Source organism: Chryseobacterium kimseyorum (assembly GCF_025971945.1).
Classification (GTDB): Bacteria; Bacteroidota; Bacteroidia; order Flavobacteriales; family Weeksellaceae; genus Chryseobacterium; species Chryseobacterium kimseyorum.
This window is the reverse complement of sequence record NZ_JAPDHW010000015.1, coordinates 59,489-84,149: the sequence shown is the minus strand read 5'-3', so window position 1 is coordinate 84,149 and position 24,661 is coordinate 59,489. Positions and strand designations below refer to the sequence as shown.

Here is a 24,661-nt window from a genome sequence, read left to right as displayed (position 1 = left end):
CACCAAAGGTGCCGCCGAAACTATTTGTATTAGAGGAAATTTTAAATTAAATTCCTAAACTTTCTCTTACTCTTCTAATGGTTTCAGTAGCAATTGCTCTCGTTTTAACAGCTCCTTCCTGAAGTTTTGCTTCCAACTCATCAAGATTGTTCATGTAGTAAGAAAACAATTCTCTTTCTTTTTCAAATCTTGTAAGAATTAACTCTAAAAGTTCTTTTTTAGCATGACCATAACCGAAATTTCCGGCTAAATATTTCGCTCTAAGTTCTTCAGTCTGTTCAGGAGTTGCAATCAATTCGTAAATTGCAAAAGTCTTATCAGTCGAAGGATCTTTCGGTTCTTCCAGTGTTTTTGAATCACTTTCAATACTCATCACCTGTTTTTTTAGTTCTTTTTCAGGTAAGAAAATATTGATAATGTTTCCTCTCGATTTTGACATTTTGTGACCATCCACACCGGGAACATATTTGGTGTCTTCTTGCAGTTCAGCCTGAGGCAAAACCAAAACTTCACCCATCTGATTATTAAATCTTGAGGCTACATCACGGGCAATTTCCAAATGCTGAAGCTGATCTTTTCCTACAGGAACGATTTCTGCGTCATACAGTAAAATATCTGCAGCCATCAGAATCGGATAAGTAAACAAACCTGCATTAACGTCCTGCAGACGGTCTGCTTTATCTTTAAACGAATGTGCTAAAGTTAATCTCTGATAAGGAAAAAAACATGATAAATGCCAGGAAAGTTCACAGGTTTCAGGGATGTCGCTCTGTCTGTAAAAGAATGTTTTCTCAGTATCCAGTCCGCAGGCAAGCCATGCTGCAGCAATTTCGTACGTATTGTTTTTAAGCTCCTTTGCATCTTTGATCTGCGTCAGTGAATGCAGATTCGCGATAAATAAAAATGATTCGTTTCCTGCCTGCTTTGAGAGCTCAATTGCAGGAATAATTGCACCCAAAAGGTTTCCAAGGTGCGGAGTTCCGGTGGCTTGTATGCCGGTAAGAATTCTTGACATTTGTTTTAAAATTGTTTATGCAAAAATAGGCAAAATTTAAATGAATACTATTCATCCAAATATTGATCACCTTTAAAATTTGCAATTCTTAATATGATTATTGCAATGATCTGGGATTTTGATTTTGGGAAATTTGCAAAATAAAACAAATTAATGACAAAAATTTTTATTACCATTTTTTCCCTTGCGTTTGTGACCATTTATTCGCAAGTCGGAATTGATACCACAGATCCTAAGGCTACCCTAGATGTTACAGCAAAGGCTGCAGATTTATCTAAGATCGATGGAATTATCGCGCCTAGACTATCCGGAAACGAACTAAAATCGAAAGACGGTTTGTACGGACCAAATCAAAATGCAGCTTTTGTATATGCAACTTCCGCAGCTTCTCCTACAACAGCAAAGACGGTAGATGTTACTAAATCTGGTTACTATTATTATGATTCTCTTTTAGCAAAATGGGTTGCTTTTCAGTCTTCAGCCGGAAGCGGCATCACAACAAATGAAATTTCTAATCCGATTAATACGATAACATCCATCGTCAACGGTATTTCTACTACGACAAATGCAGTGAATGTTGTAAGCAATACTTCTGCAGCAAACAGCAATACTTTAACGACCACGGTAAACGGTGTCACAGGAACAAGTGTAAATCTTGTAAAATCTGTGAGCAATACCGTTTCAGCGACCAACTTTTTAACAACTACCGTCAATGGTGTTGCGAGTACGCCGGTTTCCATTAAAAATATTTACAACAGCGACGGAACTTTAACCGGTGACCGGACGATGACAATGGCGGGATATAGACTTTATCTAGAAGGAGTAACCGGAACAACGAGGTTTTCTAACGATACAGGTGGAGCCTCAATTGCGCATTTAGCCAGTACGGGAAGAGCTGATTTTATTATGAGAGCTGGTACAAGCGGAATGCAGTTTTTTGTAGACCCAAACGCAGCGGCTCAAATTTCTGCAGGTACAAGTTCAACTTCATTATCACTTGGAACCAGTGGCACGAATGCTGCTGCACCGATTGGTTTTTTTACGTCAACTGGTGGTGGAGCGAACGGCCAGTACCGAGCGGAAATTGCTGGCGACGGAAGATTTAATATTGTTAATAATTTAAGTGTTGGTTATGGCAATCAACAAACCTTTACAGGAACTCAAAAATTGAAGGTAAACGGAAGCATTGTAACGACTTCAAATACTTATCCTGACTATGTTTTCGAGAAATATTTTACCGGAAATTCGATCATTAAACCTGATTATCATTTTAAAAATTTAGAAGAAACTAAAAGTTTCGTTAAAGAAAATCATCACTTGCCGGGAATTGTTTCCATCAAAGATTTACAAAAATCAGAAGACGGTTATGATGTTGATATGACGCAACTAAGCATTCAGCAACTGGAAAAAATTGAGGAATTATATCTTCATGCTTTTGATCAGGAAGAAACGATTAAGCAACAGCAATCTGAAATTATTGATTTAAAACTGAGATTAGAAAAACTTGAAAGGATTACATTAAAATAGATATCATTTGTGTTTTGCGGAAATATGGATAAGATTTTCTTGTCCATATTTCGCTTTTGTTAAATAATATGTAACTTTAATTAAAACTTTCGCCATGGAAAATGAGGTACCTTTCTTCGCAACCCACGATGATTTTTTCAAGGCTGCAAATATGCCGCCATCCAAATACGACGGGCTTTATGTAGATGTTTTAGATAAACTTTGGACGCATCCATCGCTGGAAGTTCCGCCTTTCAAGCATAATTCTTATGCCATAAAATTACTTCTAAAAGGTGAAGGTGTAATGAGAATTGGTCAATGGAAGGAAAACCTGAAAGCGCCTGCGATCTTTATCTCACCACCAAATCAAATCGTTTCCTGTGAAATGGTGGATGACGATATTTTAGAATACGCTGTCATTATTTCTCATGAATTTGTCGAAAAACATTTGAGATTAAATCATTTTATCTCGGTTTTTGAATATTTTCAGGCAGAAAAGTCCGCTCCGATTGTGATTACTGATGATGAAATGACAGACTTAGAAAAAGTTTTTCATTACATCAATGACGAATATAAATCGGAAATAAAAAGTGATTCACTGGAAATGATGGCTTCGGCAATTCTTATTTTTTATATGAAGATAAAGAGACTTTACAGCAAATATTCATTAGAAATTGACGAAGAAAACAATGAGTCAAAAAAAATAGATTCTCTGAGCAACCGTTTCCTGAAATTGCTTCACGAAGATTCTCAAAATCTGGAGAATGTAGATTACAATATTGCCTATTTCGCTTCTAAACTCGCAGTACATCCCAATTATCTAAGCTCTAAATTAAAAACAGAAACCGGAAAATCTGCCAAAGAACATTTGGATGCAAAGCTTATCCACAACGCCAAAACTTTGCTTCAGCAAACCGATTTTTCAGTTAAGGAAATTGCTTTTAAACTGAATTTTAAAGAATCTTCACATTTTGTGAATTTCTTTAAAAAACAGACAGCGGAAACGCCGAGTGAGTTCAGGAAAGAGTATCAATGAGAGTTTGAAAGTAAATCCTTAAGACATTAAAAAGATTCTTATATTAGTGGAAAGAATTTCACAAATGGAGAACAACGACGTTTTATCGCCGAAGATTTTTAAATCCATCCAAAGGTTATGGATTTTGCTGGCAATCTTTGTAGGTGTGGATTTTATCACCAATTTCTTTTATCCCGAGCAAAAAGATTCTTCGTTGGCGAAGATTTTTGACTTCTTCTCTTCTGCGCTTCACTGTTTGTTTTTTCTTTGGTATTTTGTTATCAACAAGCGTTGGAAATCCTTTGTGATGGCGCTTCCTCTGTTGGTTTTGTGTTTCTTTTTTATGAAGGAGATTCGGAATTTTTTGGATTATTATATTCCTTTTGAAACCATTGTCAATTCTGGGACGATTCGGAAATATTCATATTTGATTATAGAATTGCTGGCCATTTTTATTTTGAGCAAACGATATTTGGTGGAAGAAGTAGTGACTGGAAAATGGGCGTTTGGAAAAATATTCCTTTTGAATCTCGGTCTGTTTTCGCTCTACAATTCTGATATGGGAATCGTGGAGCAAATGATTTCGACGGGGACTTTCAGTTCAAAAACTGTTGAATTCATCCTGACTTTTATTTATTATGCTTTGACTTCTGTGAGAAGTATTGCGTTTTTGGGTGCCTTTTTATTTCTGACAGGTTGTGTCATCAATCGGGAAAATATCTACCATTTTTCAAGCAAGGTTTTACAATTTGCCAACCGATATTTTGGCGTTTCAATTTTGATTTCCATCAGCTGTTTGATTTTCGGTTTCGCTTATTTGATTGAAAATGCAGTTTCCCTCCAGCTCGATTTCTTCGGAGAAAAGTTGACGGTTTTTGGTTGGCTCAACAATATTGCTGTCATTGCATTGTTCGTGATTTGCTCCAGATTTGTAGGTCAATTTTTGAAGGAAAGAAGCCTTCAGAAACAGAAATATTACGGCGTAATTGGAAGCTCGGTTTGGGTTCCCGTGATTAACATTATTTCTTTATTAATGATAAGATTTGATGATAAAATAAAATTCCTTTCCCCATCAAACTTCGAAAGAGCCAAGAAGATTCACTTGATCATCGCATCTGTCTTGATTCTGTTTTTCTATAAAAATGACATCCTTGATAACGATAAAAGGCTGGAAGGACTTTTGCTGAGTTCCATCTATATTGCGAGTTTCTGGATTGTCGCTTACATCAAAAAGTACAATTGGATTTTCCCTTTGATTCTTGCTGGACTTATAACGATGATTAATGTTTATCCTTTCTACAGCGGGATTTATGACGAGCAATTTATGTTCAAAGACTATGTTTTGGATTTTGTGAAACACACTTTTTCCATTGCGATGATTCTGATGACGATTGTGTTTTACGGGATTTATTATATTGCTTTTGAGACGTTGAATAAGAAATGATTACTTAGTTTTCAGGGGTTTACATATTTCAACAACATACGGATACGAATTATAAGAATTGATTTTTCTAGTTGAATCATTAGGTTTTCCAGAGCCAGTCAATATTTTCTGTTGATTATTTTCTCCACCTTTTATAGAATAAACAAAAGAAATTTCTTTTCCATTTTTATCTTTTAGCTTTTCAATTCTTCTATTGCCTTGTATTGATATATAGATGAGATTTTCTCGAATACATTTTTCATCAATTTCATTTTTCGCAACAACCATAAAAGTATCAACTGCACGCGAATAACTCAATAGCTTGTAATCAACCAACTTTTCAGTTTTAATCAATTTTAATTCTGAATTTTTGTTTGTATTGTCAAATTTTGAATTAGCACAAGAAATTATGATAGTTCCGATTAGAGTATGCAAAAAAGTTTTGATGTTAATTCTGCTCATTATGAATAAAATTAAAATTTACTTCTTTCTCAATATCACAGCCACTTTCGTAAACATACTTCTCGCCGACTCACTATCACTGCTGGCTTTGTAATCTAAAGTATATTTCCCGTCTTTCTCAATTGGAATTTGAATCACTTCTTGTTCAAAAGTCCAATCGGATTTTACTATTTTTTCAGGTTTTTCTTCTGGCGTTTCTTCAGAATTATTTTCGTCATCAGACGTTTCATTCTCAGTTTGTTCCTCTTCTTCTTTTTCTTCTTTTCTGACTTCGTGCGTAGAATTGATGATTTTATAATTGACCGCAAACATCGTCACAGTAGAGTTTTCAATGGTTTTTCCATTCAAGCTGAGATTGTAGTTCAAGCGAAAAGAGGGAACATTGTTATTCTCCAGAAATGATGCATCCATTTTCCCCCAAATCACAAGAACGTCGCCTTTCTTCAAATCAATGTTTTCTGTGGTGTTGACCAATTGGTCGTCCAGCGGTTTTTCTTCGGAAACTGTCTCTCCAACGGGATTGCAGGAGATTATGACGATTGAAAATATAATTAGAGTTAAAAATAATTGAAATATTTTGAGCATAATTTTTAATATTAGGACATTAGTAAAAAGCTAAAAGCCAGAAGCAAACCGCCAAAAGCAAACAATTATATTTTTAAATGTTTACTGAAATAATCATTCATCAAAGAAGTTAAATCATCTCCATTTTCGTTGGTTGGGCTGATGAGATAAAATTGACCTTTCTCGGTTTTGATGGAACTGATGATGTAATAATTAGAGTCATCAGAATTGTATCCGCTTCTTGTCGCACTTACTAAAATCGATTGGTCACTTATTTTTTTAATAAATCGAAACTGATCATCAATACTATACATTTGTCGGAAATAACCTTTATGTAATCGATTTTCAAAATTAAGGTCGTAAAATATTCCAGAATATTCTGAGTTTGCTAGAGACGTAACTTGGTCAAAAGTATTCTTGCTATGATCTTCATCCCGATAGAGGTAAAACTGCATCTTGTCTCGGTTGATGTTGACGCTGTCATTGTCTTTCAAGAAATATTTCAATTCCTTTGCCATCGATTTGTAGTAAACGCCGTAGTTTTTCAGTTCAGTTTCGGAAAGGCTTGGTTTGATTTTTTCCCAAGTCATATTTTCTGCCGGACTTTCATTATCAAAAGCCAACAGATTTTGTGCTTTTATATAGATCGAAAATAAGGAAGCGTATTGAAGTTTCTGGTCATTATATTTCGGAACTTCGGCGGTGTAGAGATAATACGTGGAATTTACCGGATTATACTGTCGGTAAAACAATTTCTTTCTTCCAAACCCATCTATAAATAACAAAGCATTTTTGTCTTCAAATAGAATTTTTTCAGCTTCATTGAATTTTTTGATGTCAGAAACAGGAAAAACATTGGGATTTGATGATTTACCGATCAACAAAACTTCTCCTGAGTCACCTTCAGAAAACGGATTTTGAACGCCAACACTCATTGGTATCTCAGCTTCATTTATTTCCGCAGTAGAATTTGGGTCAGTCACATTGATGTCGCTCGAAAACGAATATTCCTTCAGATAATTGCTCATCGGAAGCATCAAATCAACAGAAGTTGCGGAGTCCAATTCGTAAGACACTTTCTTCAAAAAAACCTGTTTTTTCGCTTCACTTTTTTGGATAGAATCTATTTGTGCCTGCGGAATTCCGAGCACCATATCAGCGTAATCCTCAGTTTTTTTGAAATCTTCATTCTCCGCTTTGTCTTTGCAGGAAAACAGAAATAAGGAAATTAATAAAATCAGATAAGTTTTTTTCTTCATCGTAATATAGACTTTAAAAGTAACGAAATTATTCTACTAAAATCTTCATCTAATCAAATTTTGGTTGAAGATTGGATAATTGCTTACGGTTTTGTGAATTTGATTTTTAAAACCTAATTCTTCATTTTAATTTTATAATTAAAAACCAGAACCTTCAAATGCCAAAGCGTCAAAGTTTGTTCAGCAAGAATCAAATCGTTTTCCGAACCAATAATTAATTTATCCCGAAACGAACTGATGAACTGCGACCAGTATTCTCCCTTAGAATCTTTCAGCAAAAAATAAAATCCTGCGTCTCCAAATTTTTCCCCTGAAGAATCTAAAATCAATTCACCATTTTTTCCAACACTTGGATTCATCAAAACAGTTGCGTTTCCATTTGGAAGCGGAAAAACAGCTTTCACACAGGTTTTTCTGGAAGGCAAAGTGCTGATTCCGTACACACCGGAATAAATAACCTGTCCGGTAGATTGAATGGAACGGAACCAAAATGTGTACTTGATTTCGTTGGTTACAGGATCGGCAAGATTGATGATCTCGCTTTTTAAAGATTCAGAGTCATCAATATTTTTCGTCGGAATATTCAGCTGATTGATTCTGTTGCTGAACAGTTTATTAAGTAAAATCCCGAAAAATTTGAAAAAAGGATTCCACTGTACAGAAAATTGTAAATGGTGACCGTCTGTGTTTTCATAGAATTGAATGACACTTTCAGATAGATTTTCGAACTCAGTTTCAGACAAATTCAGTTTCTGCATTGAGGGAATAATGCCTTTTGATTCTGAGTCTTTTTGAATAATTAAGTTTTGCTTTTCCGCAAACTGATGGATATAATCTTTACCAATTGCATCCAAATTTCCAAAGGGACCTATCAGCCACGGAAAATCTTCGGGATTAATTTTCTTTCCACGCAAGATTACCCATTGCTGAGTTACCCAATCCTGGAATTTCTGCATCGGATAAGCAAATCTCATTTAACCTTTTTTAAATTGGGAATAATATTGCACCGTCCGTTCCATTCACCAAATTCTGCGATCGGTTTGAAGCGAAGGGTTGTAAACTCAAAATGAAAATCTTTCCGGTCTCTTTCTTTCATCGCATTGGCATGTCTTTCAGGTTGTGGAACTTTGCTGTGTCCGTGCACCATATCTGTCATTTCTTTCTGTGTTTTCCAAACTGAAAAAGTGGAAACGGTATTTGGAAATTTAATCGAAGCCAGAGACAAAGTAGTTGCGGGATGGTCGCGAACCAATTTCTCAACCGGTCTTCCCCAGCGGATAAATCTTGGAATTTCCAGAAATTTCATTCGGGCAATTGTTACTGCGACAACAGGAGAATTCGGATTTTCAAATTCTAAAGTTTCATCCGGAATTTCAAACTTATTAAACTTGCCCCATTTTCGCATAAAAGTTAACCTCGTATGCCAACCTTTCGCAAGTATTTTTCCTAAGTTATTTTCAGTTAAAAAATTTTCAACATCACTTTCATTTTCCCATTGAGCAAATACGGCGATCTGCCGGATCAGCATTCGTGAAGGTGAAAGAATAGGAGAGCCAAGCGTCATTGCAGTCATACATTCTGCGTGAATTAACCCAGGGATATTTTCTTTTTTCGGTGGAAACAGAAGAATTTTAAGCGCAGAAATATAATTTGTTTTTACTAAATGATAGGTGAATACGCTCATTATTTCAAGTTATTGGAAGTTTTTGCAGAGGAAATTATAATATTAATTTTACTTTTTCCTTACTGAGTTATAATAATTGATTCCTTCTTTTTTCATCCAGAAATAAGGAATTTGTTTTGATTTCTTTTTTTTAAGATCGGTAATAATAGCAAAAAAATTATAGATTAAATAAGTGTATTTACCGTCATTAATAATTAGATTTGTGTCTGAAATTGTTCCAAAAAAGATTAAATTTTCTGTATTTTCAATTTGGTTTGTAAAAGCTGCAAAAGAATTTCCTTTATAATCTCGTAGACATTGTTGAATTTTATCTACAGCATTTTGACTGAAAATTTCTTTCGACCTACTAATGTGAGAATAAGCAACTTCGTCTTTATTTAAAACCTTTTTAATGATGAACGGATCTATTAATATACCATCATTATAAGTTTGAAATAATTTGAGAGCATCTAAAAAGGAAATGTAATTATTAAAATACCCTTCTGTTTTCAGATTATTTATATTGAAATTTGATAAGAATTGAACTTCTTTTTTGCTTATTTCCAATTCTTTTCCTGATGTATAGGAATGGTGGTACAAATAATTCTCTGCGATTTCTGAATCTGGACTTTCGTTAAGTGCACTTCCTATTCTGATTAATTTTCTTAAGCCACCAATTGAAATATCATTTCGATCATTTTTTTTGGTTTTGAATGAACTATAGAAATTTACTACTCTTCTTGTTTTGTTATCTACAACAATGATTTTTTCCCGGAACCATTCATCAAAAGCTTCTTTATCTTCAGGTTTAAAATTGTAAGTTAAAGCATTTTCAAAAATTTTATTTCGTATAGAATCCAAATTGGTTTTGTATGAAGTTTAATCTAAAGTGGTGTAAATTTTCAAATTCTTTTCCTGTGTATTGATTTTCAGTTTTATCAATTCATTATCAATGAAACGAATTACTGTGCTATCTTTTATCTGCTTATTATCTGAATAATAGTAAATGTTTTCCTTTTTGCAGGAAATGAAAATGAATAGTACAATAAACAGCTGAAAACTTTTCATGGCTATATTAAGGAATCAGAATCTTCTCCCCACCAAATTTCGGTTCCACCTCAAATATAAAATCCCAAAACACCTTTGCCCGCGCCAGTTTTTCTCGTGCATTGGTTTTAAAACCTGCATATTTATTTACATTTGCAGCATTGTAGCCGAATGCTCTAATTCCATTTTTTCTCGCAAGATATACAGCTCTCTCATTATGGAATTTTTGAGAAATAATAATGTAGGAATTTTGTCCGAAAATTTCTTTCGCCCGTAAAACCGAATCCAAAGTTCTGAAACCTGCAAAATCCTCAAAGATTCTTTCTGCAGGAATTCCGGCTTTGATCAGTTCGTTTTTCATTTCCTCAGGTTCATTATAATCCTTTTGAGAATTGTCTCCGCTTACAATAATATTTTGAACCTTTCCGGATTTATATAAGTCTGCAGCAGCTTTTATTCTGTTAAAAAAGTAGGCATTGGGATTTCCGTTGGATAAAGTTTTACTCGTGCCCAGCAGAAGTCCGGTTTTTTCGGTGGGAAGCCTGGAAATATCTGAAGTAACGAAATTTTTCGTCTGATCCTTAATCGTAAAGTTTGACCAAATAACAAAAATAATTCCTGCCACGAAAAGCAGCAGGAAGATTTTGATTGTATTTTTTATTAATTTTTTCATACATTTTAAACCGTTGTAGGTTTGATAAAAGTATGAAATCCCCGTGAGTTGGCAACACAAAAACCGATAAAGATTATGGGATTAAATATGCCCTTTAAAAGACAATATGGATCTACATATAAAATATTTTAAAATTCTAATCCATTCGGGAAAGCTTTCTTTCTAAATATTAATAATAATGCAGCACCTACGGTAATCGCAGAATCAGCAACATTGAAAATATATTTGAAGAATTCAAAGTGTTTTCCGCCGATTAAAGGCCAGCTGTCAGGAACCGTCCAGTCAACTAAAGGAAAATGAAGCATATCAACCACGCAGCCTTTCATAAATGTTGAATAACCTTCACCGAAAGGAACAAGTTTAGACACTCCGCCATAACCAATCCACTGATTGACGCTTTCGTCATACACCATTCCGCTGTCGAAGATTAATCCGTAGAACATTCCGTCTAATAGATTTCCGATAGCTCCGGCGAAAATAATGGCCATTGGAATAATCAGATAATTAGATTCACCTCTTGCCAACCATTTTTTAAACAGATAAACCATCCCGCCAATTAAGAAAATACGGACGATTACCAGAAAATATTTGCCAAGCATTCCACCAAAATGAAAACCATAAGCCATTCCGGGGTTCTCAACAAAAGTTAATTTAAAACCAGGGAAAACAGAAACACTGTCATTAAGGCTGAAATTGGTTTTAATATAAATTTTCGATGCCTGATCGATCAATAAAATAAGGAAAGTGATAAGTGCAATCTTCTTCATTACAAATTCGGCTTTGGTTTGTCTTTAAAGTTTCTTGCAGGCTTATCTTTTTTCACCGCAGGAGTGCGGGGTTCGAATGTCTGAGTTTTTGCCCCTCTTGTGTGAAATTTTTCGTAGCGGATTCCCATTTCTTTCATTACGCTTTTCAGCGCATTCAGCTCCATTTGGTTTTTTGGGTGTACAATTAATGCTTCCATTTTAATTTTATTTGAAACGATGTTTGAGCCTGGTGCTTATCAACGTTTTTTGTTACTGTTAATGCTTTGAAAGTTCGTCTAATCTTTTTCTGTCTTTGGCAGACAGGTCATTGATTCCGTTCTTACCCATTTTACTGAGAAGTCTGTCGATCTCTTTTTCCCTTTCTCGCTTGTCTGAATTGAACTGTTGATCGATGGTCAGATTTTTAGGTTTGTCGGGATAAAATCTGTTTTTGATTCTGTCTCGGTTAAAATACCATAAAACTGCCACAAGGATAATTCCTAAAATCAAATATTCACTCATAGATATAATTAAAAATTAGGTTTATACAATGTTATAAAAACATCATATAAACCCAATTAATTATTTACAAAAATAAGATAAAAATAATTATCTCTGCATATTTTTAGCTTCAATGCTTAAAGTCGCGTGTGGAACTGCCAAAAGTCTTTCCTTAGGAATTAGTTTTCCGGTTACTCTACACACACCGTATGTTTTGTTTTCAATTCTGATCAAAGCATTTTTCAGATCTCTTACAAACTTCTCCTGTCTTCCTGCCAAAATAGAGTTTTGCTCTTTGCTCAACGTTTCTGCCCCTTCCTCAAAAGCTTTAAAAGTAGGCGACGTATCATCAGTTCCGTTGTTTTGATCGTTGATAAAACTTTCTCTGATCAGTTGCAGATCTTTCTCTGCTTTATCTATTTTTTCTCTGATTATTTTTTTAAACTCTTGTAAATCAGAGTCGTTGTATCTTACTCTTTCGTCTTGCATTGTCTTTTTCTTTTTTAATAAATTTATGAAATGGATTTTGAAAAAACAATAACTAAATATTAATTTTTTTCAACATTTACTTTAAAATTAAGGTCATCGATGTCGATTTCATTAAAATTTGAAAGTGAAGATACAATTTCTATTTTATTTGACAAGACCTCAGATGAAATATATTCCTCATTTTGCTTGATTTGTTCCAAAAACGGTGTGTTTTCTTCCAAAATAATGCTTATTCTGTCTGTTAATTCAAAATCTTTCTCTTTTCTAAGATTTTGGATCCTGTTGATAAACTCTCTTGCGATACCTTCAGATTTTAATTCTTCAGTTAGTGTCAAATCTAATGCCACAGTTGTTTTTCCATCAGAAGTTACCGTCCATCCTGGGATATCTTTCGTTGAAATTTCTACATCAGCAGTTGTAATCTCATATCCCTGGATTTCTACTCTTCCTTCTTTTTCTAAAGACGAAATTTGCTCTGGTGTGAAATTAGAAATCTCATTCCCAACCATTTTCATGTCTTTTCCAAGTCTTGAACCCAAAGTTTTGAAGTTCGGCTTGATCTGTTTTACAATTAAATGAGATGCTTCTTCGGCATTTATTAACTGTAATTCTTTAACATTAACTTCCTGCTTAATTAATTCTGAAACCGCTAAAATCTGCTCCTCAGTTTTCTTATCCAAAACAGGAATCAAAACTTTCTGTAAAGGCTGACGTACTTTTATGTTTTCCTTCTTTCTCAGAGAGAAAACCATACTCGTAATATTCTGAGCTAAATGCGTTTTTTCAACCAAATCCTGATCGATTAAACTTTCATCAGCAACAGGGAAATCTGTCAGGTGAACAGATTCGAAAGTTTCCTTTCCGGTAGCTGCGTTCAAATCCTGATACAGCTGATCCATAAAGAACGGAGCGATTGGCGCCGATAATTTCGCAATAGTCTCAAGACAGGTATATAAAGTCTGGTATGCAGAAATTTTATCATCAGAATAATCTCCTTTCCAGAAACGTCTTCTGCACAGTCTTACGTACCAGTTACTTAAGTTATCATTCACAAAATTGCTGATTGATCTTGCCACTCTTGTCGGCTCGTAATCTTCGTAGAATGCTTTAACTTCTTTAATTAAAAGATTCAATTCAGATAAAATCCAACGGTCGATTTCCGGACGGTTTTCAACATCTTTTTCAGAATATTTAAATCCGTCAACATTTGCATATAAAGTGAAGAATGAATAGGTATTATAAAGCGTTCCGAAGAATTTTCTTCTCACTTCATCAATTCCTTCGATATCAAATTTCAGGTTTTCCCAAGGGTTGGCATTCGAAACCATGTACCAACGTGTAGCATCCGGTCCGTAAACTGCTAAAGTCTCAAACGGATCAACCGCATTTCCTTTAGATTTTGACATTTTCAGACCGTTTTTATCCAAAACAAGTCCGTTACTCATTACATTTTTATAAGCAACCGAGTCAAAAACTGCTGTTCCGATTGCATGAAGTGTGTAGAACCATCCTCGGGTCTGATCAACGCCTTCTGCAATGAAATCTGCAGGGAATGCTTTATTGTTGTCAATTAATTCTTTATTCTCAAACGGATAATGCAACTGAGCGTAAGGCATAGAACCTGAGTCAAACCAAACGTCGATCAGGTCGCTTTCACGGTTCATTGCTTTTCCTGATTCTGAAACCAAAACAATCTTGTCAACGATATTTTTGTGAAGATCAACCAAAGAATAGTTTTCTTCAGACATATTTCCTATTTCAAATCCTTTGAACGGATTTTCTGTCATGAATCCAGCTGCGATAGATTTTTCAATCTCATTGTACAACTCTTCAACAGAACCAATAATAATTTCTTCCTGTGCTGAGCCTGTGGAAGGATCAGTTCTCCAGATTGGCAACGGAATTCCCCAATATCTTGAACGGGAAAGGTTCCAGTCGTTAACGTTTTCCAGCCAGTTACCAAAACGTCCTTCTCCGGTAGCTTTTGGTTTCCAGTTGATTTCTTTGTTTAAATCTACCAAACGGTCTTTAACCGCCGTCATTTTCACAAACCATGAATCTAACGGATAATATAAAAGCGGCTCATCTGTTCTCCAGCTGTGTGGATAACTGTGAACATATTTTTCAACTTTAAAAGCTTTGTTTTCTTCTTTTAAACGGATAGCGATTTCTACATCAACAGACTTCTCTGGTGCTGTTCCGGCATCGTAATATTCGTTTTTTACATATTTACCTGCAAAATCTCCCATGTGAGAAGTAAATTTCCCTTGTAAATCTACTAATGGAACCGGATTTCCGAATTCATTTAAAACCAACATCGGCGGAACTTCAGGGGTCGCTTCTTTGGCAACTTTCGCATCATCAGCACCAAAAGTTGGCGCCGTGTGAACGATTCCTGTACCATCTTCAGTGGTAACAAAGTCTCCCGAAATCACTCTGAAAGCATTTTCAGGGTTTTGGTAAGGTAAAGTGTATGGCAATAACTGCTCATATTTAATTCCAACCAAATCAAAACCTTTGAATTCTCCAAGAATCTGGAAAGGAATGGTTTTGCTTGATGAAGTATAATTGGCGATATCTTCGTCAGTTCCCTCAACGAATTTTTTACCGAACTGTTTTCCAGTTAGAGCTTTAGCCAAAACAATATTGATCGGCTCAAAAGTATATTGGTTAAATGTTTTTACTAAAACATAATCGATTTTCGGTCCTACCGTCAAAGCAGTGTTCGAAGGCAAAGTCCAAGGCGTTGTCGTCCAGGCTAAGAAATGTACATCTCCAAATCCCTGTAAAAATGAAGGCAATGTTTCCGGAAGTGTCTTGAATTGCGCAACAATCGTCGTATCGGTAACGTCACGGTAAGCTCCCGGCTGGTTTACTTCGTGAGAAGAAAGTCCAGTTCCCGCTTTCGGAGAGTAAGGCTGGATCGTGTAACCTTTATACAACAAATCTTTGCTGTACAATTGCTTTAACAACCACCAAACGGTTTCCATGTATTTTGATTTGTACGTGATGTACGGATCTTCCAAATCTACCCAATAACCGATTTTTTCGGTCAGGTGATTCCAGACATCCGTGTAACGCATTACTGCTTCACGACATGCCTGGTTGTAATCTTCAATCGAAATTTTTTTGCCAATATCTTCTTTCGTAATTCCGAGTTCTTTTTCAACTCCTAATTCTACGGGAAGTCCGTGCGTGTCCCAACCCGCTTTACGGAAAACCTGTTTCCCGTTCTGAGTCTGGTAACGACAGAAAATATCTTTCAACGCTCTTGCCATAACGTGGTGAATTCCGGGCATTCCGTTTGCGGAAGGCGGACCTTCGTAAAACACAAATTCAGGATTTCCTTCACGGGTTTCAACACTTTTTTCAAAGGTTTTATTGGCTTTCCAGAATTCCGCAACATTCTCGGCTACGTCTATCAGGTTGAGGTTTTTATATTCTTTAAATTGGCTCATTGTAATTTCTCAATTTCGTTGATTAATCAAGTTGGCAAATTTAGTGATTTTTGTCGGTTTATAATATATGTTTTATTTTGATTGGGTTTATTGAAAAGTTTGCGAAAATTGTGAGGGTGAAAGCAGTGAATTGTGAATGGTTAAATGTGAATTTTCGCACGTAATGATTTAAACATCTTGTTAGCATATCAATAGGAGCGGGCTTTAGCCCGCTTTTAATATCGTCGAATCGTATTGGCTTTAGCCAAAACTTATTTTTACTCTCGAAGATTTTGCGGATTACGGAGATTTTTGAGATTAAATTTCTGAATCTAAAATCTGTGAAAATCTGTGCAATCTGTGGGAACAAACTTCCATCCAACTTTTAATTTTAAATTAAATAAATTTGTCATCTAAATTTAAACTATTGGAACTCTTCCCTCTCATCGAGAAATCAGGCATTCAGGACATCAAAAAGTTTCAGGAAGAAAAACTTCATGAACTTCTGAGATATTTAGAAGCGCATTCACCATTTTATCAGAAATTATTCAGAGAAAATAATATTCAGATTTCTGATGTCCATACTTTAGAAGACTTACAGAAAATTCCGACAACATCGAAGAATGATATTCAGCAGAACAATGATGATTTTTTCTGTGTTTCCCAAACTCAAATCGTTGATTACAGCACAACTTCCGGAACTTTGGGCGATCCGGTAACTTTCGGTCTTTCTGAAAATGATATGGAAAGAATTGCTTACAACGAAGCGATATCTCTTGCCTGTGCAGGAATTCAGAAAGGTGATGTTGTACAGATGATTACGACCATTGACAAAAGATTCATCGCTGGGCTCGCCTATCTATTAGGTTTAAGAAAAATGGGAGCAAGTGTCATCAGAATGGGACCCGGAATTCCGGAACTGCAATGGGATTCAATTTTCAGATATAAGCCAAAATATTTAATTACAGTTCCTTCTTTTCTTTTAAAAATGATCGACTACGCTGAGAAAAACGGAATTGATTATAAAAATTCAAGCGTTATCGGCGCGGTCTGCATTGGTGAAAGTATTAAAAATCAGGATTTTTCAGATAATATTCTTTCGCAGAAGATTAAGGAAAAGTGGGATATTAAATTATTTTCCACTTATGCATCTACAGAAATGAGCACCGCATTTACAGAATGTGAATTTCAGATCGGTGGACATCAGCATCCTGAATTGATTATAACAGAAATTCTTGATGAAGAAGAAAATCCTGTGAAAGAGGGTGAAAGCGGCGAACTGACGATTACTACTTTAGGCGTCGAAGCTTTGCCTCTGTTAAGATTTAAAACGGGAGATTTAGTTAAAGCGCATTATGAACCTTGTGAATGTGGCAGAAATACGATGAGACTCGGTCCGGTTGTTGGCAGAAAACAGCAGATGATTAAATATAAAGGTACAACGTTGTATCCGCCTGCAATGAATGATATTCTGAATGATTTTGACGGAATTTTGTGTTACCAGATTGTAATTCAGTCGAATGAAATTGGTTTAGATGAAATTATAATTAAACTCAGCACAGAAAGAGAAGACGAAAGTTTTGAAGGCGAAGTTCGTGATCATTTCAGAGCAAAATTAAGAGTAAGCCCAAAAATTGAAATAGTTGATTTTGATGTCTTGTCTAAAACGGTTTTTAATCCTAACAGCCGAAAGCCAATTACATTTTTAGATTTAAGATAAATTTTAAATGTTATTCAAATAAGTTGGAAATAGTATCGTTTGTTTAAAGTGAATTTTCTTTTCACATATTATATTTGCGATCTTAATTTTAAATTATGAAAAAAATATTTTTCTTTCTGTTCGTTGCATTGAGCACGACAATTCTCGCTCAAGATAAATTAACGATCGAATCGGGAAACCTGAGTTTTCTGAAAGGTCAGACCGAAGTGAATGTTGAACGTAATTACGGGAGTCCTCTTTTTCAGGCTGAAAATTTTACAGAAACTGAATATCTGGACAGAAGACATAAAGAAACAGTGGCCAAAAAAGGTGAAGCTGCATGGAAAACCTGGATTGATACTTGGGAACAGCATGTAGAAACTATTTGGACGGAAAAATTTATTGAAGGTTTAAATAAATCAAAGAAAATAAAATTCAGCCAAAACGTTGAAACAAAATACACATTAATCATTCATCCAAAATGGATGTATGCCGGATGGCAAGGTTTCGTCACGCAACCCGGAAAACTGTCTGCAGAAATTACAATCGTGGAAACTGCAAATCCTTCAAATGTTTTAGCAACATTAAAAAGTGATAAAATTGAAGGTACTGGTAGCAAAGTTGATTACGGAATGGAGTACGGAAGAATTTCCGCAGCCTACGAAAAAACGGGAAAAGAGTTCGGAAAAGAACTGAAGAAAGCTTTAAAATAAAACAAAACGGTCTGAAAATTTTCAGACCGTTTTGTTATGCTTTTTCTTTTTCTGTTTTAATAAAATTGGCTAAGTTGACAACCGCTGTGTCATGTATCCTCACAAAAGTATTTTTCTTATTCCAAACATATCCGGCGAGAACTGCGCAGATTTTCCTTTTCACATCAGGATTTTCAGGTTGGTGGAAAAATAATTCCTGAAGATTTCCGGTGTACCATTCTTTCACGTACGTTGTAAAAACGTTGACGCCGTATAAAATGTAATCTGCAAATTCTGTCTGCCAATCTACCTTTTCACCGTTTAGCTGACGGATTGCCAATTTTGCCGCCGTCATTCCGCCTTCTGTGGCAAATGCCATTCCTGAGGAGAAAACTGGATCTAAAAATTCTGACGCATTACCCGTCAACGCAAATCCGTCTCCAAATAATTTTTTAACCGAACATGAGTAATCTTTCAAATGTCTCGGTTCAAATAAAAATTCTACATCTCCGAAACGTTTAACATAATAATCTGATAGTGAAATTGCTTTTCTCAACGCCTCCGCAGCATCGCCGTTTTCAGATAATCTGTCAATATATTCAGTGGGTCCGACAATTCCTACACTCGTATTTCCATTGGAAAAAGGAATCACCCAAAGCCAGACTTCAGTTTCAATAATATCAAAAGAAATCAAAGTTCCTTCTTCGCCTTCTTCTCTGTTGATGTCTTCCACGTGAGCAAAAATCGCTGAGTGCGGAGATAGTTTTGAAGGTTTTTCTAAATCTAAAAGTCTTGGTAAAACTCTTCCGTAACCGCTGGAATCAATCACAAATTTTGCATGGATTTCTTTCGTTTTTCCGTCTTTGTTCTTTACGGTGGTGATAGAATCAGTTCCGTTAAATTCAATCCCAATTACTTCGGTTTCAAATTCAAGATCAACACCTTTTTTGATGATTTCCTGAGCCAAAGTATTGTCGAAATCAGCTCTCGGGACCTGCCAGGTCCAGTCCCAGCCTTCTCCGAATTTGTTGCTGAAATCAAAGATGCAGACTTCATTGCCACGCATAAAACGTGCGCCTAGTTTTTTTTCGAAGCCCATTTTGTCGAGTGCAGGAAACAATCCGGCCTCGTCAAAATGATCCATCACCCGTGGAATAAGGCTTTCACCCACCACAAGCCGCGGAAATTTTGTCTTTTCGACCACCTTCACATTGATCCCATTCTTCTTCAGATAAGCAGAAGATACGCATCCGGAAGGCCCAGCTCCAATTACTAAAACATCAACAATTTCTTTGTCCATTTGTTTAATAAAACTTTTATCTTTGCGCAAAATTAGTGACAATTAATTATATTTTACAAAATTATATCTATTACTTTTAATTGATGAAAATAAATAACTTTTTAGAACTGAGAGATTTTCAGAGAATTATAATTGAAAACGAAAGCATAGAATTAGATCCATCACTTCTCCAGAGAGTGAATGAAAGTTTCTCTTTTCTTAAAGAATTTTCAAAAAATAAAGTAATTTATGGTGTGAATACCGGTTTTGGGCCGATGGCACAATTCAAAATCAGTGATGAAGATACGCATCAGTTGCAGTATAATTTAATCAGAAGTCACTCTTCAGGTATCGGAAATCCGCTTCCTGCAGATGAGGTGAAAGCCTGTATGTTGGCAAGATTGAACACTTTGTCACTAGGGAATTCTGGTGTTCACGAATCTGTTGTAAATTTGCTTAAAGAATTAATTAACAGAGATATTACACCGTTGATTTTTGAACACGGCGGAGTAGGAGCAAGCGGTGATTTGGTTCAGCTGGCGCACTTAGCTTTAGTATTAATTGGTGAAGGCGAAGTTTTTTATAAAGGCGAAAGAAAATCAACCAAAGATGTTTTTGAAATTGAAAGTTTAGAACCGATTCAGGTTGAAATTCGCGAAGGTTTAGCTTTAATGAACGGAACTTCCGTGATGTCTGGAATTGGTATTGTAAATGCTTACAAAGCCAATCAGTTAACTGAAATTTCATTAAAATTATCCTGTGCAATCAACGAAATTGTTCAGGCTTACGATGATCATTTTTCAGAAGTATTGAATGGAACGAAACTTCATGCCGGACAGCAGAAAATTGCAGAAAAAATGCGTGCTCATTTGTCTGACAGTAAATTGATCAGAAAAAGAGCTGACCACTTATACACTCATTTTGAGGAGCAGGAAAAGGTTTTTAAGGAGAAAGTGCAGGAATATTATTCTTTGAGATGTATTCCGCAAATTCTTGGACCTGTCTTAGATACATTGGAATTTACAGAGAAAGTTTTAGAAAACGAAATCAACTCCGCAAACGACAACCCGATCATCAACGTAGCAGATCAACACGTTTACCATGGCGGAAACTTCCACGGAGATTACATTTCTCTGGAAATGGATAAGCTTAAAATAGTTGTTACAAAACTGACGATGTTGGCAGAAAGACAGCTGAATTACCTTTTAAATTCAAAAATCAACGAAATCTTGCCGCCTTTTGTAAATTTAGGTAAATTAGGTTTCAATTTCGGGATGCAGGGCGTTCAGTTCACGGCGACTTCAACAACGGCGGAAAGCCAGATGCTGTCGAACCCAATGTATGTTCACAGTATTCCTAATAATAATGACAATCAGGATATTGTAAGCATGGGAACGAATGCTGCGGTGATTTGCAGAAAGGTGATTGAAAACGCTTTTGAAGTGTTGGCGATCGAAGCGATAACTGTTGTACAGGCAATTGAATATTGTGGCTATCAGGATAAAGTTTCATCGAAAACGAAAGAACTGTACGATGATATCAGACAATTGATTCCTGCATTTTCAGATGATATGGTGATGTATCCATATTTGCAAAAGGTAAAAGATTATCTTAAAAAATAGAGACCATCCGCACAAATTAAATATTGAAAACTGCGAACCCGAAGGGTTCAATATCAGTAGCCGTAGGTGGAAACCTTTGGAACTAATCGTTAACGATTCAGAACCCTGAAAGGGTTCAATTTAAATAACCATAGGTGCAAACCTATGGAAACGAAATCGGTAATAAAATCAGAACCCTGAAGGGGTTCAATATCAAATAAACCCCACGGAAAAAAATTACAGATAACATTTCTAAATTTCCAAAGGGACGATTTAATAAAATAGGCGGAAACCTATTGTAAATTATTCACAAACTAAGACATATACATGAAATGTGCAATCATAACAGGTGGTTCCCGGGGTATCGGAAGAGCAATCTGTATAAAACTGGCAGAAGAAAAAAATTATCATATTCTCATCAACTACACTTCAAATGAAGCTGCAGCAAAGGAAACTTTAGCCAAAGTTGAAGAGTTGGGTTCTACAGGAGAAATTCTTAAATTCGATGTAGGAAATGCTGAGGAAACTCAGAAAGTTTTAAACGAATGGCAGGAAAACAATCCAAAATCTATTGTTGAGGTCATCATCAATAATGCAGGAATTACTCGAGATGGATTATTCATGTGGATGCCAAGTGAAGACTGGAACTCGGTGATTAACACGAGTTTAAATGGTTTTTACAACGTGACCAATTTCTTCATTCAGAAATTATTGAGAAACAAATACGGCAGAATTATCAATATGGTTTCCGTTTCGGGAGTAAAAGGAACGGCCGGACAAACCAATTATTCAGCGGCAAAAGGCGCTTTGGTCGGAGTGACAAAAGCTCTTGCTCAGGAAGTTGCGAAAAGAAATATCACCGTGAATGCAGTCGCTCCAGGTTTCATCAAAACCGATATGACGCAGGATTTCAATGAAGACGAACTGAAAGCGATGATTCCAGCCAACCGATTTGGTGAAGCGGAAGAAGTGGCAGATTTGGTTGCATTTTTAGCTTCGAAAAAATCTTCCTACATCACAGGAGAAATTATTAATATTAACGGAGGAATTTATTCATAAAATTTACAGTTGCAATTTTAAATTTTGAATTTTAAATCTTGAATTTGTAGAATGGAAAATAGGGTAGTCATTACCGGAATGGGAATTTATTCTTGCATCGGAACTTCTTTGGAAGAAGTGAAAGAATCCCTGTATCAAGGTAAATCCGGAATTGTTTTAGTGGATGAGAGAAAAGAGTTTGGCTTCAGATCAGGTCTTAGCGGCGTGGTTCCCAAGCCCGATCTTAAAAATCATCTCAACCGACGCCAGCGTGTCAGCATGGGCGAAGAGAGTGAGTATGCCTACGTTGCAACACTCGATGCTTTACAACAGGCCAATATCGATCAGGACTTCTTAGACCAAAACGAAGTCGGAATTTTATACGGAAACGACAGCGTTTCTAAAGCAGTCGTAGAATCAATCGACATCGCAAGAGAGAAAAAAGATACCACTTTGATGGGTTCAGGAGCGATTTTTAAGTCGATGAACTCTACGGTGACGATGAATCTTTCTACTATTTTTAAATTAAGAGGAATCAATTTAACCATCAGCGCGGCCTGTGCAAGCGGTTCTCATTCTTTGGGATTGGCGTATATGATGATCAAAAACGGTTTTCAGGACATCATCGTTTGTGGCGGTGCTCAGGAAACCAATAAATATTCAATGGCGAGCTTCGATGGTTTGGGCGTTTTTTCAGTGAGAGAAGACGAACCAACCAAAGCTTCAAGGCCTTTCGACTCAGGGAGAGACGGCTTAATTCCAAGTGGTGGAGCAGCATCTTTAATTGTGGAAAGTTTAGAGTCAGCACAAAAAAGAGGTGCCAAAATCATTGCGGAAATCGTTGGTTACGGCTTTTCTTCAAATGGCGGACATATTTCTACCCCAAATATCGACGGTCCTGCTTTGGCAATGAACCGAGCTTTGAAACAATCCGGTCTGGAAGTAAAAGATGTCGACTACATTAATGCCCATGCGACTTCAACACCAATCGGCGACTCCAACGAAGCAAAAGCCATTCACGAAATTTTCGGAAGCGAAGTGCCGGTAAGCTCGACCAAATCGATGACCGGTCACGAATGCTGGATGGCAGGAGCGAGTGAAGTGATTTACTCCATCCTGATGATGCAGAACGGTTTTGTGGCTCCGAATATCAATCTGGAAAATCCTGACGAGGATGCAAAAAGGATAAATTTAATCTCCGAAACTAAAAATCAAAAAATTGACGTATTTTTGTCGAATTCTTTCGGGTTTGGGGGAACCAATTCCGCATTGATCGTTAAAAAATTTGAATAAAAAAACATGGAAAGAGAAAAAATTGTTGCCATTGCTAATGATTTTTTAATCAATGAGTTTGAGGTAGATGGCGATGAGATCAGCAATGATGCCCACTTCAAGAAGACTTTGGGTTTAGACAGTTTAGATTATATTGATTTGGTGGTAGTCATCGAATCTAATTTTGGTGTGAAATTAGGTGAAGCCGATTTCAAAGACATCATCACTTTCAACGATTTCTACTCGACAATCGAAAATAAAATATCCTTAAAAATGTAGCAATAAAAATAATGTAACAATCTACCAATGTATCAGTTTACCCATTTGTAAGGTATTGTTACATTGTTACACTGCTACATTGTTAAATTAGTATTATGAACAAGTGGAAAGGCAAGTCTAAAGGCACCATCTTAGGATACAGAATCTTCGTCTGGTGCATTAGAAATATCGGTATCCGCAGTTCATACTTTGTGCTTTATTTTGTGGCTTCATACTATTTTCTGTTCGAAAAAAAGAGCAATCTTTACATTTCACATTACTTCAGAAAACGCCTTAGTTTCAGCTCTTGGAAATCGAAAGTTTCCGTTTATAAAAGTTACTTCACATTCGGTCAGACCTTAATCGACAAAACCGCAATTTCAGCAGGCCTACGTGAAAAATACACCTACGAATTCGACGGAATTGAAAACCTCAGAAACCTTTTAGCCGAAAAAAAAGGCGGCGTTCTCATCAGTGCCCACATCGGGAATTTCGAAATTGCCGAACATTTTTTTGCCGACATCGATTTTGACTGTCAGATCAATTTAGTTACCACAGATCAGGAAGTTACGGTCATCAAAGAATACCTCGAAAGTGTTTCTGTAAAGCAGAGCAACATCAAATTCATCTACGTTAAAGATGACATGTCGCATATTTTTGACATCAACGAAGCATTGTCAAAAAACGAACTCATTTGCTTCACAGGCGACCGTTATTTCGAAGGTTCAAAATTTCTTGAAGCAGACTTACTCGGAAAAAGTGCAAAATTTCCGGCCGGTCCGTTTCTCATAGCCTCACGGTTGGGCGTTCCCGTGGTTTATGTATATGTGATGAAAGAAAAAAATCTGCATTACCATTTATATGCAAGAGTGGCTCAGCAGGTTAAAAAACGCGATGCTCAGGGACTTCTCAACTCCTACACCCAAAATCTTGAATCAATGATCAAAAAATATCCATTGCAGTGGTTCAATTACTTCGATTTCTGGGATGATGTAGATTGATTTCTTATTTGGGCAGCTTTT

24 protein-coding genes are annotated in these 24,661 nt (G+C 36.0%); 10 read left to right on the top strand and 14 right to left on the bottom strand.

The features are described 5' to 3' along the window. Positions 1-46: 46 nt before the first annotated feature. Positions 47-1,015, bottom strand: coding sequence for a tryptophan--tRNA ligase (gene trpS / locus OMO38_RS17100; protein WP_264751399.1), 969 nt, complete (start codon positions 1,013-1,015; stop codon positions 47-49). 153 nt (positions 1,016-1,168) lie between these two features. Here trpS and OMO38_RS17095 point away from each other — a divergent pair, with 153 nt between their 5' ends. From OMO38_RS17095 to OMO38_RS17085, 3 genes are all read left to right on the top strand, one after another. Further along, entirely contained in the window at positions 1,169-2,542 is a 1,374-nt protein-coding gene (locus OMO38_RS17095) for a hypothetical protein (RefSeq protein ID WP_264751398.1), read from the top strand. 94 nt (positions 2,543-2,636) lie between these two features. Beyond that, positions 2,637-3,557 (top strand): helix-turn-helix domain-containing protein, encoded by a 921-nt coding sequence (locus OMO38_RS17090; RefSeq protein WP_264751397.1) that lies wholly within the window; start codon positions 2,637-2,639, stop codon positions 3,555-3,557. Positions 3,558-3,621: 64 nt separating this feature from the next. Next, positions 3,622-4,980: a hypothetical protein gene (locus OMO38_RS17085; RefSeq protein WP_264751396.1), complete on the top strand. Its 1,359-nt coding sequence runs from the start codon at positions 3,622-3,624 to the stop codon at positions 4,978-4,980. Here OMO38_RS17085 and OMO38_RS17080 read toward each other — a convergent pair whose 3' ends face one another. From OMO38_RS17080 to ileS, 12 genes are all read right to left on the bottom strand, one after another. Further along, positions 4,981-5,421: a hypothetical protein gene (locus tag OMO38_RS17080; protein ID WP_264751395.1), complete on the bottom strand. Its 441-nt coding sequence runs from the start codon at positions 5,419-5,421 to the stop codon at positions 4,981-4,983. An 18-nt stretch (positions 5,422-5,439) separates the two neighbouring features. Next, complete coding sequence (locus OMO38_RS17075; protein WP_264751394.1) at positions 5,440-6,006, bottom strand: hypothetical protein; 567 nt, start codon at positions 6,004-6,006, stop codon at positions 5,440-5,442. Between the two features lie 65 nt (positions 6,007-6,071). After that, complete coding sequence (locus tag OMO38_RS17070) at positions 6,072-7,244, bottom strand: hypothetical protein (protein WP_264751393.1); 1,173 nt, start codon at positions 7,242-7,244, stop codon at positions 6,072-6,074. 113 nt (positions 7,245-7,357) lie between these two features. Further along, positions 7,358-8,218, bottom strand: a complete 861-nt coding sequence (locus OMO38_RS17065; protein ID WP_264751392.1) for a hypothetical protein — start codon at positions 8,216-8,218, stop codon at positions 7,358-7,360. Then, a complete protein-coding gene (locus OMO38_RS17060; RefSeq protein WP_264751391.1) occupies positions 8,215-8,928 on the bottom strand; it encodes a hypothetical protein in 714 nt (237 codons plus the stop codon). The genes OMO38_RS17065 and OMO38_RS17060 overlap by 4 nt, the downstream gene beginning before the upstream one ends. A 48-nt stretch (positions 8,929-8,976) precedes the next feature. Further along, a complete protein-coding gene (locus OMO38_RS17055; RefSeq protein WP_264751390.1) occupies positions 8,977-9,768 on the bottom strand; it encodes a hypothetical protein in 792 nt (263 codons plus the stop codon). A 214-nt stretch (positions 9,769-9,982) separates the two neighbouring features. Next, the gene (locus OMO38_RS17050) at positions 9,983-10,627 is read right to left on the bottom strand and encodes a SanA/YdcF family protein (protein ID WP_264751389.1); all 645 of its coding nucleotides are present in this window, start codon (positions 10,625-10,627) and stop codon (positions 9,983-9,985) included. A 128-nt stretch (positions 10,628-10,755) separates the two neighbouring features. Continuing rightward, positions 10,756-11,394 (bottom strand): lipoprotein signal peptidase, encoded by a 639-nt coding sequence (locus tag OMO38_RS17045; protein WP_264751388.1) that lies wholly within the window; start codon positions 11,392-11,394, stop codon positions 10,756-10,758. Next, positions 11,394-11,591 (bottom strand): DUF2683 family protein, encoded by a 198-nt coding sequence (locus OMO38_RS17040; RefSeq protein ID WP_229982769.1) that lies wholly within the window; start codon positions 11,589-11,591, stop codon positions 11,394-11,396. The genes OMO38_RS17045 and OMO38_RS17040 overlap by 1 nt, the downstream gene beginning before the upstream one ends. Before the next feature lie 58 nt (positions 11,592-11,649). Next, positions 11,650-11,895, bottom strand: coding sequence for a DUF6576 domain-containing protein (locus tag OMO38_RS17035; protein WP_242802644.1), 246 nt, complete (start codon positions 11,893-11,895; stop codon positions 11,650-11,652). 87 nt (positions 11,896-11,982) lie between these two features. Next, positions 11,983-12,363, bottom strand: coding sequence for a TraR/DksA family transcriptional regulator (locus OMO38_RS17030; RefSeq protein ID WP_047443777.1), 381 nt, complete (start codon positions 12,361-12,363; stop codon positions 11,983-11,985). Between the two features lie 59 nt (positions 12,364-12,422). After that, positions 12,423-15,821 (bottom strand): isoleucine--tRNA ligase, encoded by a 3,399-nt coding sequence (ileS, locus tag OMO38_RS17025; protein WP_264751387.1) that lies wholly within the window; start codon positions 15,819-15,821, stop codon positions 12,423-12,425. A gap of 406 nt (positions 15,822-16,227) precedes the next feature. Here ileS and OMO38_RS17020 point away from each other — a divergent pair, with 406 nt between their 5' ends. Further along, positions 16,228-17,520 (top strand): phenylacetate--CoA ligase family protein, encoded by a 1,293-nt coding sequence (locus OMO38_RS17020; RefSeq protein WP_264751401.1) that lies wholly within the window; start codon positions 16,228-16,230, stop codon positions 17,518-17,520. Positions 17,521-17,615: 95 nt separating this feature from the next. Then, complete coding sequence (locus tag OMO38_RS17015; RefSeq protein ID WP_264751386.1) at positions 17,616-18,212, top strand: hypothetical protein; 597 nt, start codon at positions 17,616-17,618, stop codon at positions 18,210-18,212. A gap of 34 nt (positions 18,213-18,246) precedes the next feature. Here the strand turns inward: OMO38_RS17015 and OMO38_RS17010 are convergent, their stop codons facing one another. Continuing rightward, positions 18,247-19,491, bottom strand: coding sequence for an NAD(P)/FAD-dependent oxidoreductase (locus OMO38_RS17010; RefSeq protein WP_264751385.1), 1,245 nt, complete (start codon positions 19,489-19,491; stop codon positions 18,247-18,249). Between the two features lie 83 nt (positions 19,492-19,574). Between OMO38_RS17010 and OMO38_RS17005 the strand changes: the two genes are divergently transcribed. The 5 genes from OMO38_RS17005 (at position 19,575) to OMO38_RS16985 (ending at position 24,640) form a co-directional block, all read left to right on the top strand. After that, entirely contained in the window at positions 19,575-21,092 is a 1,518-nt protein-coding gene (locus tag OMO38_RS17005; protein ID WP_056075783.1) for an HAL/PAL/TAL family ammonia-lyase, read from the top strand. A gap of 306 nt (positions 21,093-21,398) precedes the next feature. After that, positions 21,399-22,130: a 3-oxoacyl-ACP reductase FabG gene (gene fabG, locus OMO38_RS17000; RefSeq protein WP_264751384.1), complete on the top strand. Its 732-nt coding sequence runs from the start codon at positions 21,399-21,401 to the stop codon at positions 22,128-22,130. Between the two features lie 51 nt (positions 22,131-22,181). Beyond that, positions 22,182-23,402, top strand: coding sequence for a beta-ketoacyl-[acyl-carrier-protein] synthase family protein (locus tag OMO38_RS16995; protein WP_264751383.1), 1,221 nt, complete (start codon positions 22,182-22,184; stop codon positions 23,400-23,402). A gap of 6 nt (positions 23,403-23,408) precedes the next feature. Continuing rightward, on the top strand, positions 23,409-23,660 hold the full coding sequence (locus OMO38_RS16990; RefSeq protein ID WP_264751382.1) for an acyl carrier protein: 252 nt from the start codon (positions 23,409-23,411) through the stop codon (positions 23,658-23,660). A gap of 95 nt (positions 23,661-23,755) precedes the next feature. Beyond that, positions 23,756-24,640: an LpxL/LpxP family acyltransferase gene (locus tag OMO38_RS16985; RefSeq protein ID WP_264751381.1), complete on the top strand. Its 885-nt coding sequence runs from the start codon at positions 23,756-23,758 to the stop codon at positions 24,638-24,640. Positions 24,641-24,661 lie beyond the last annotated feature (21 nt).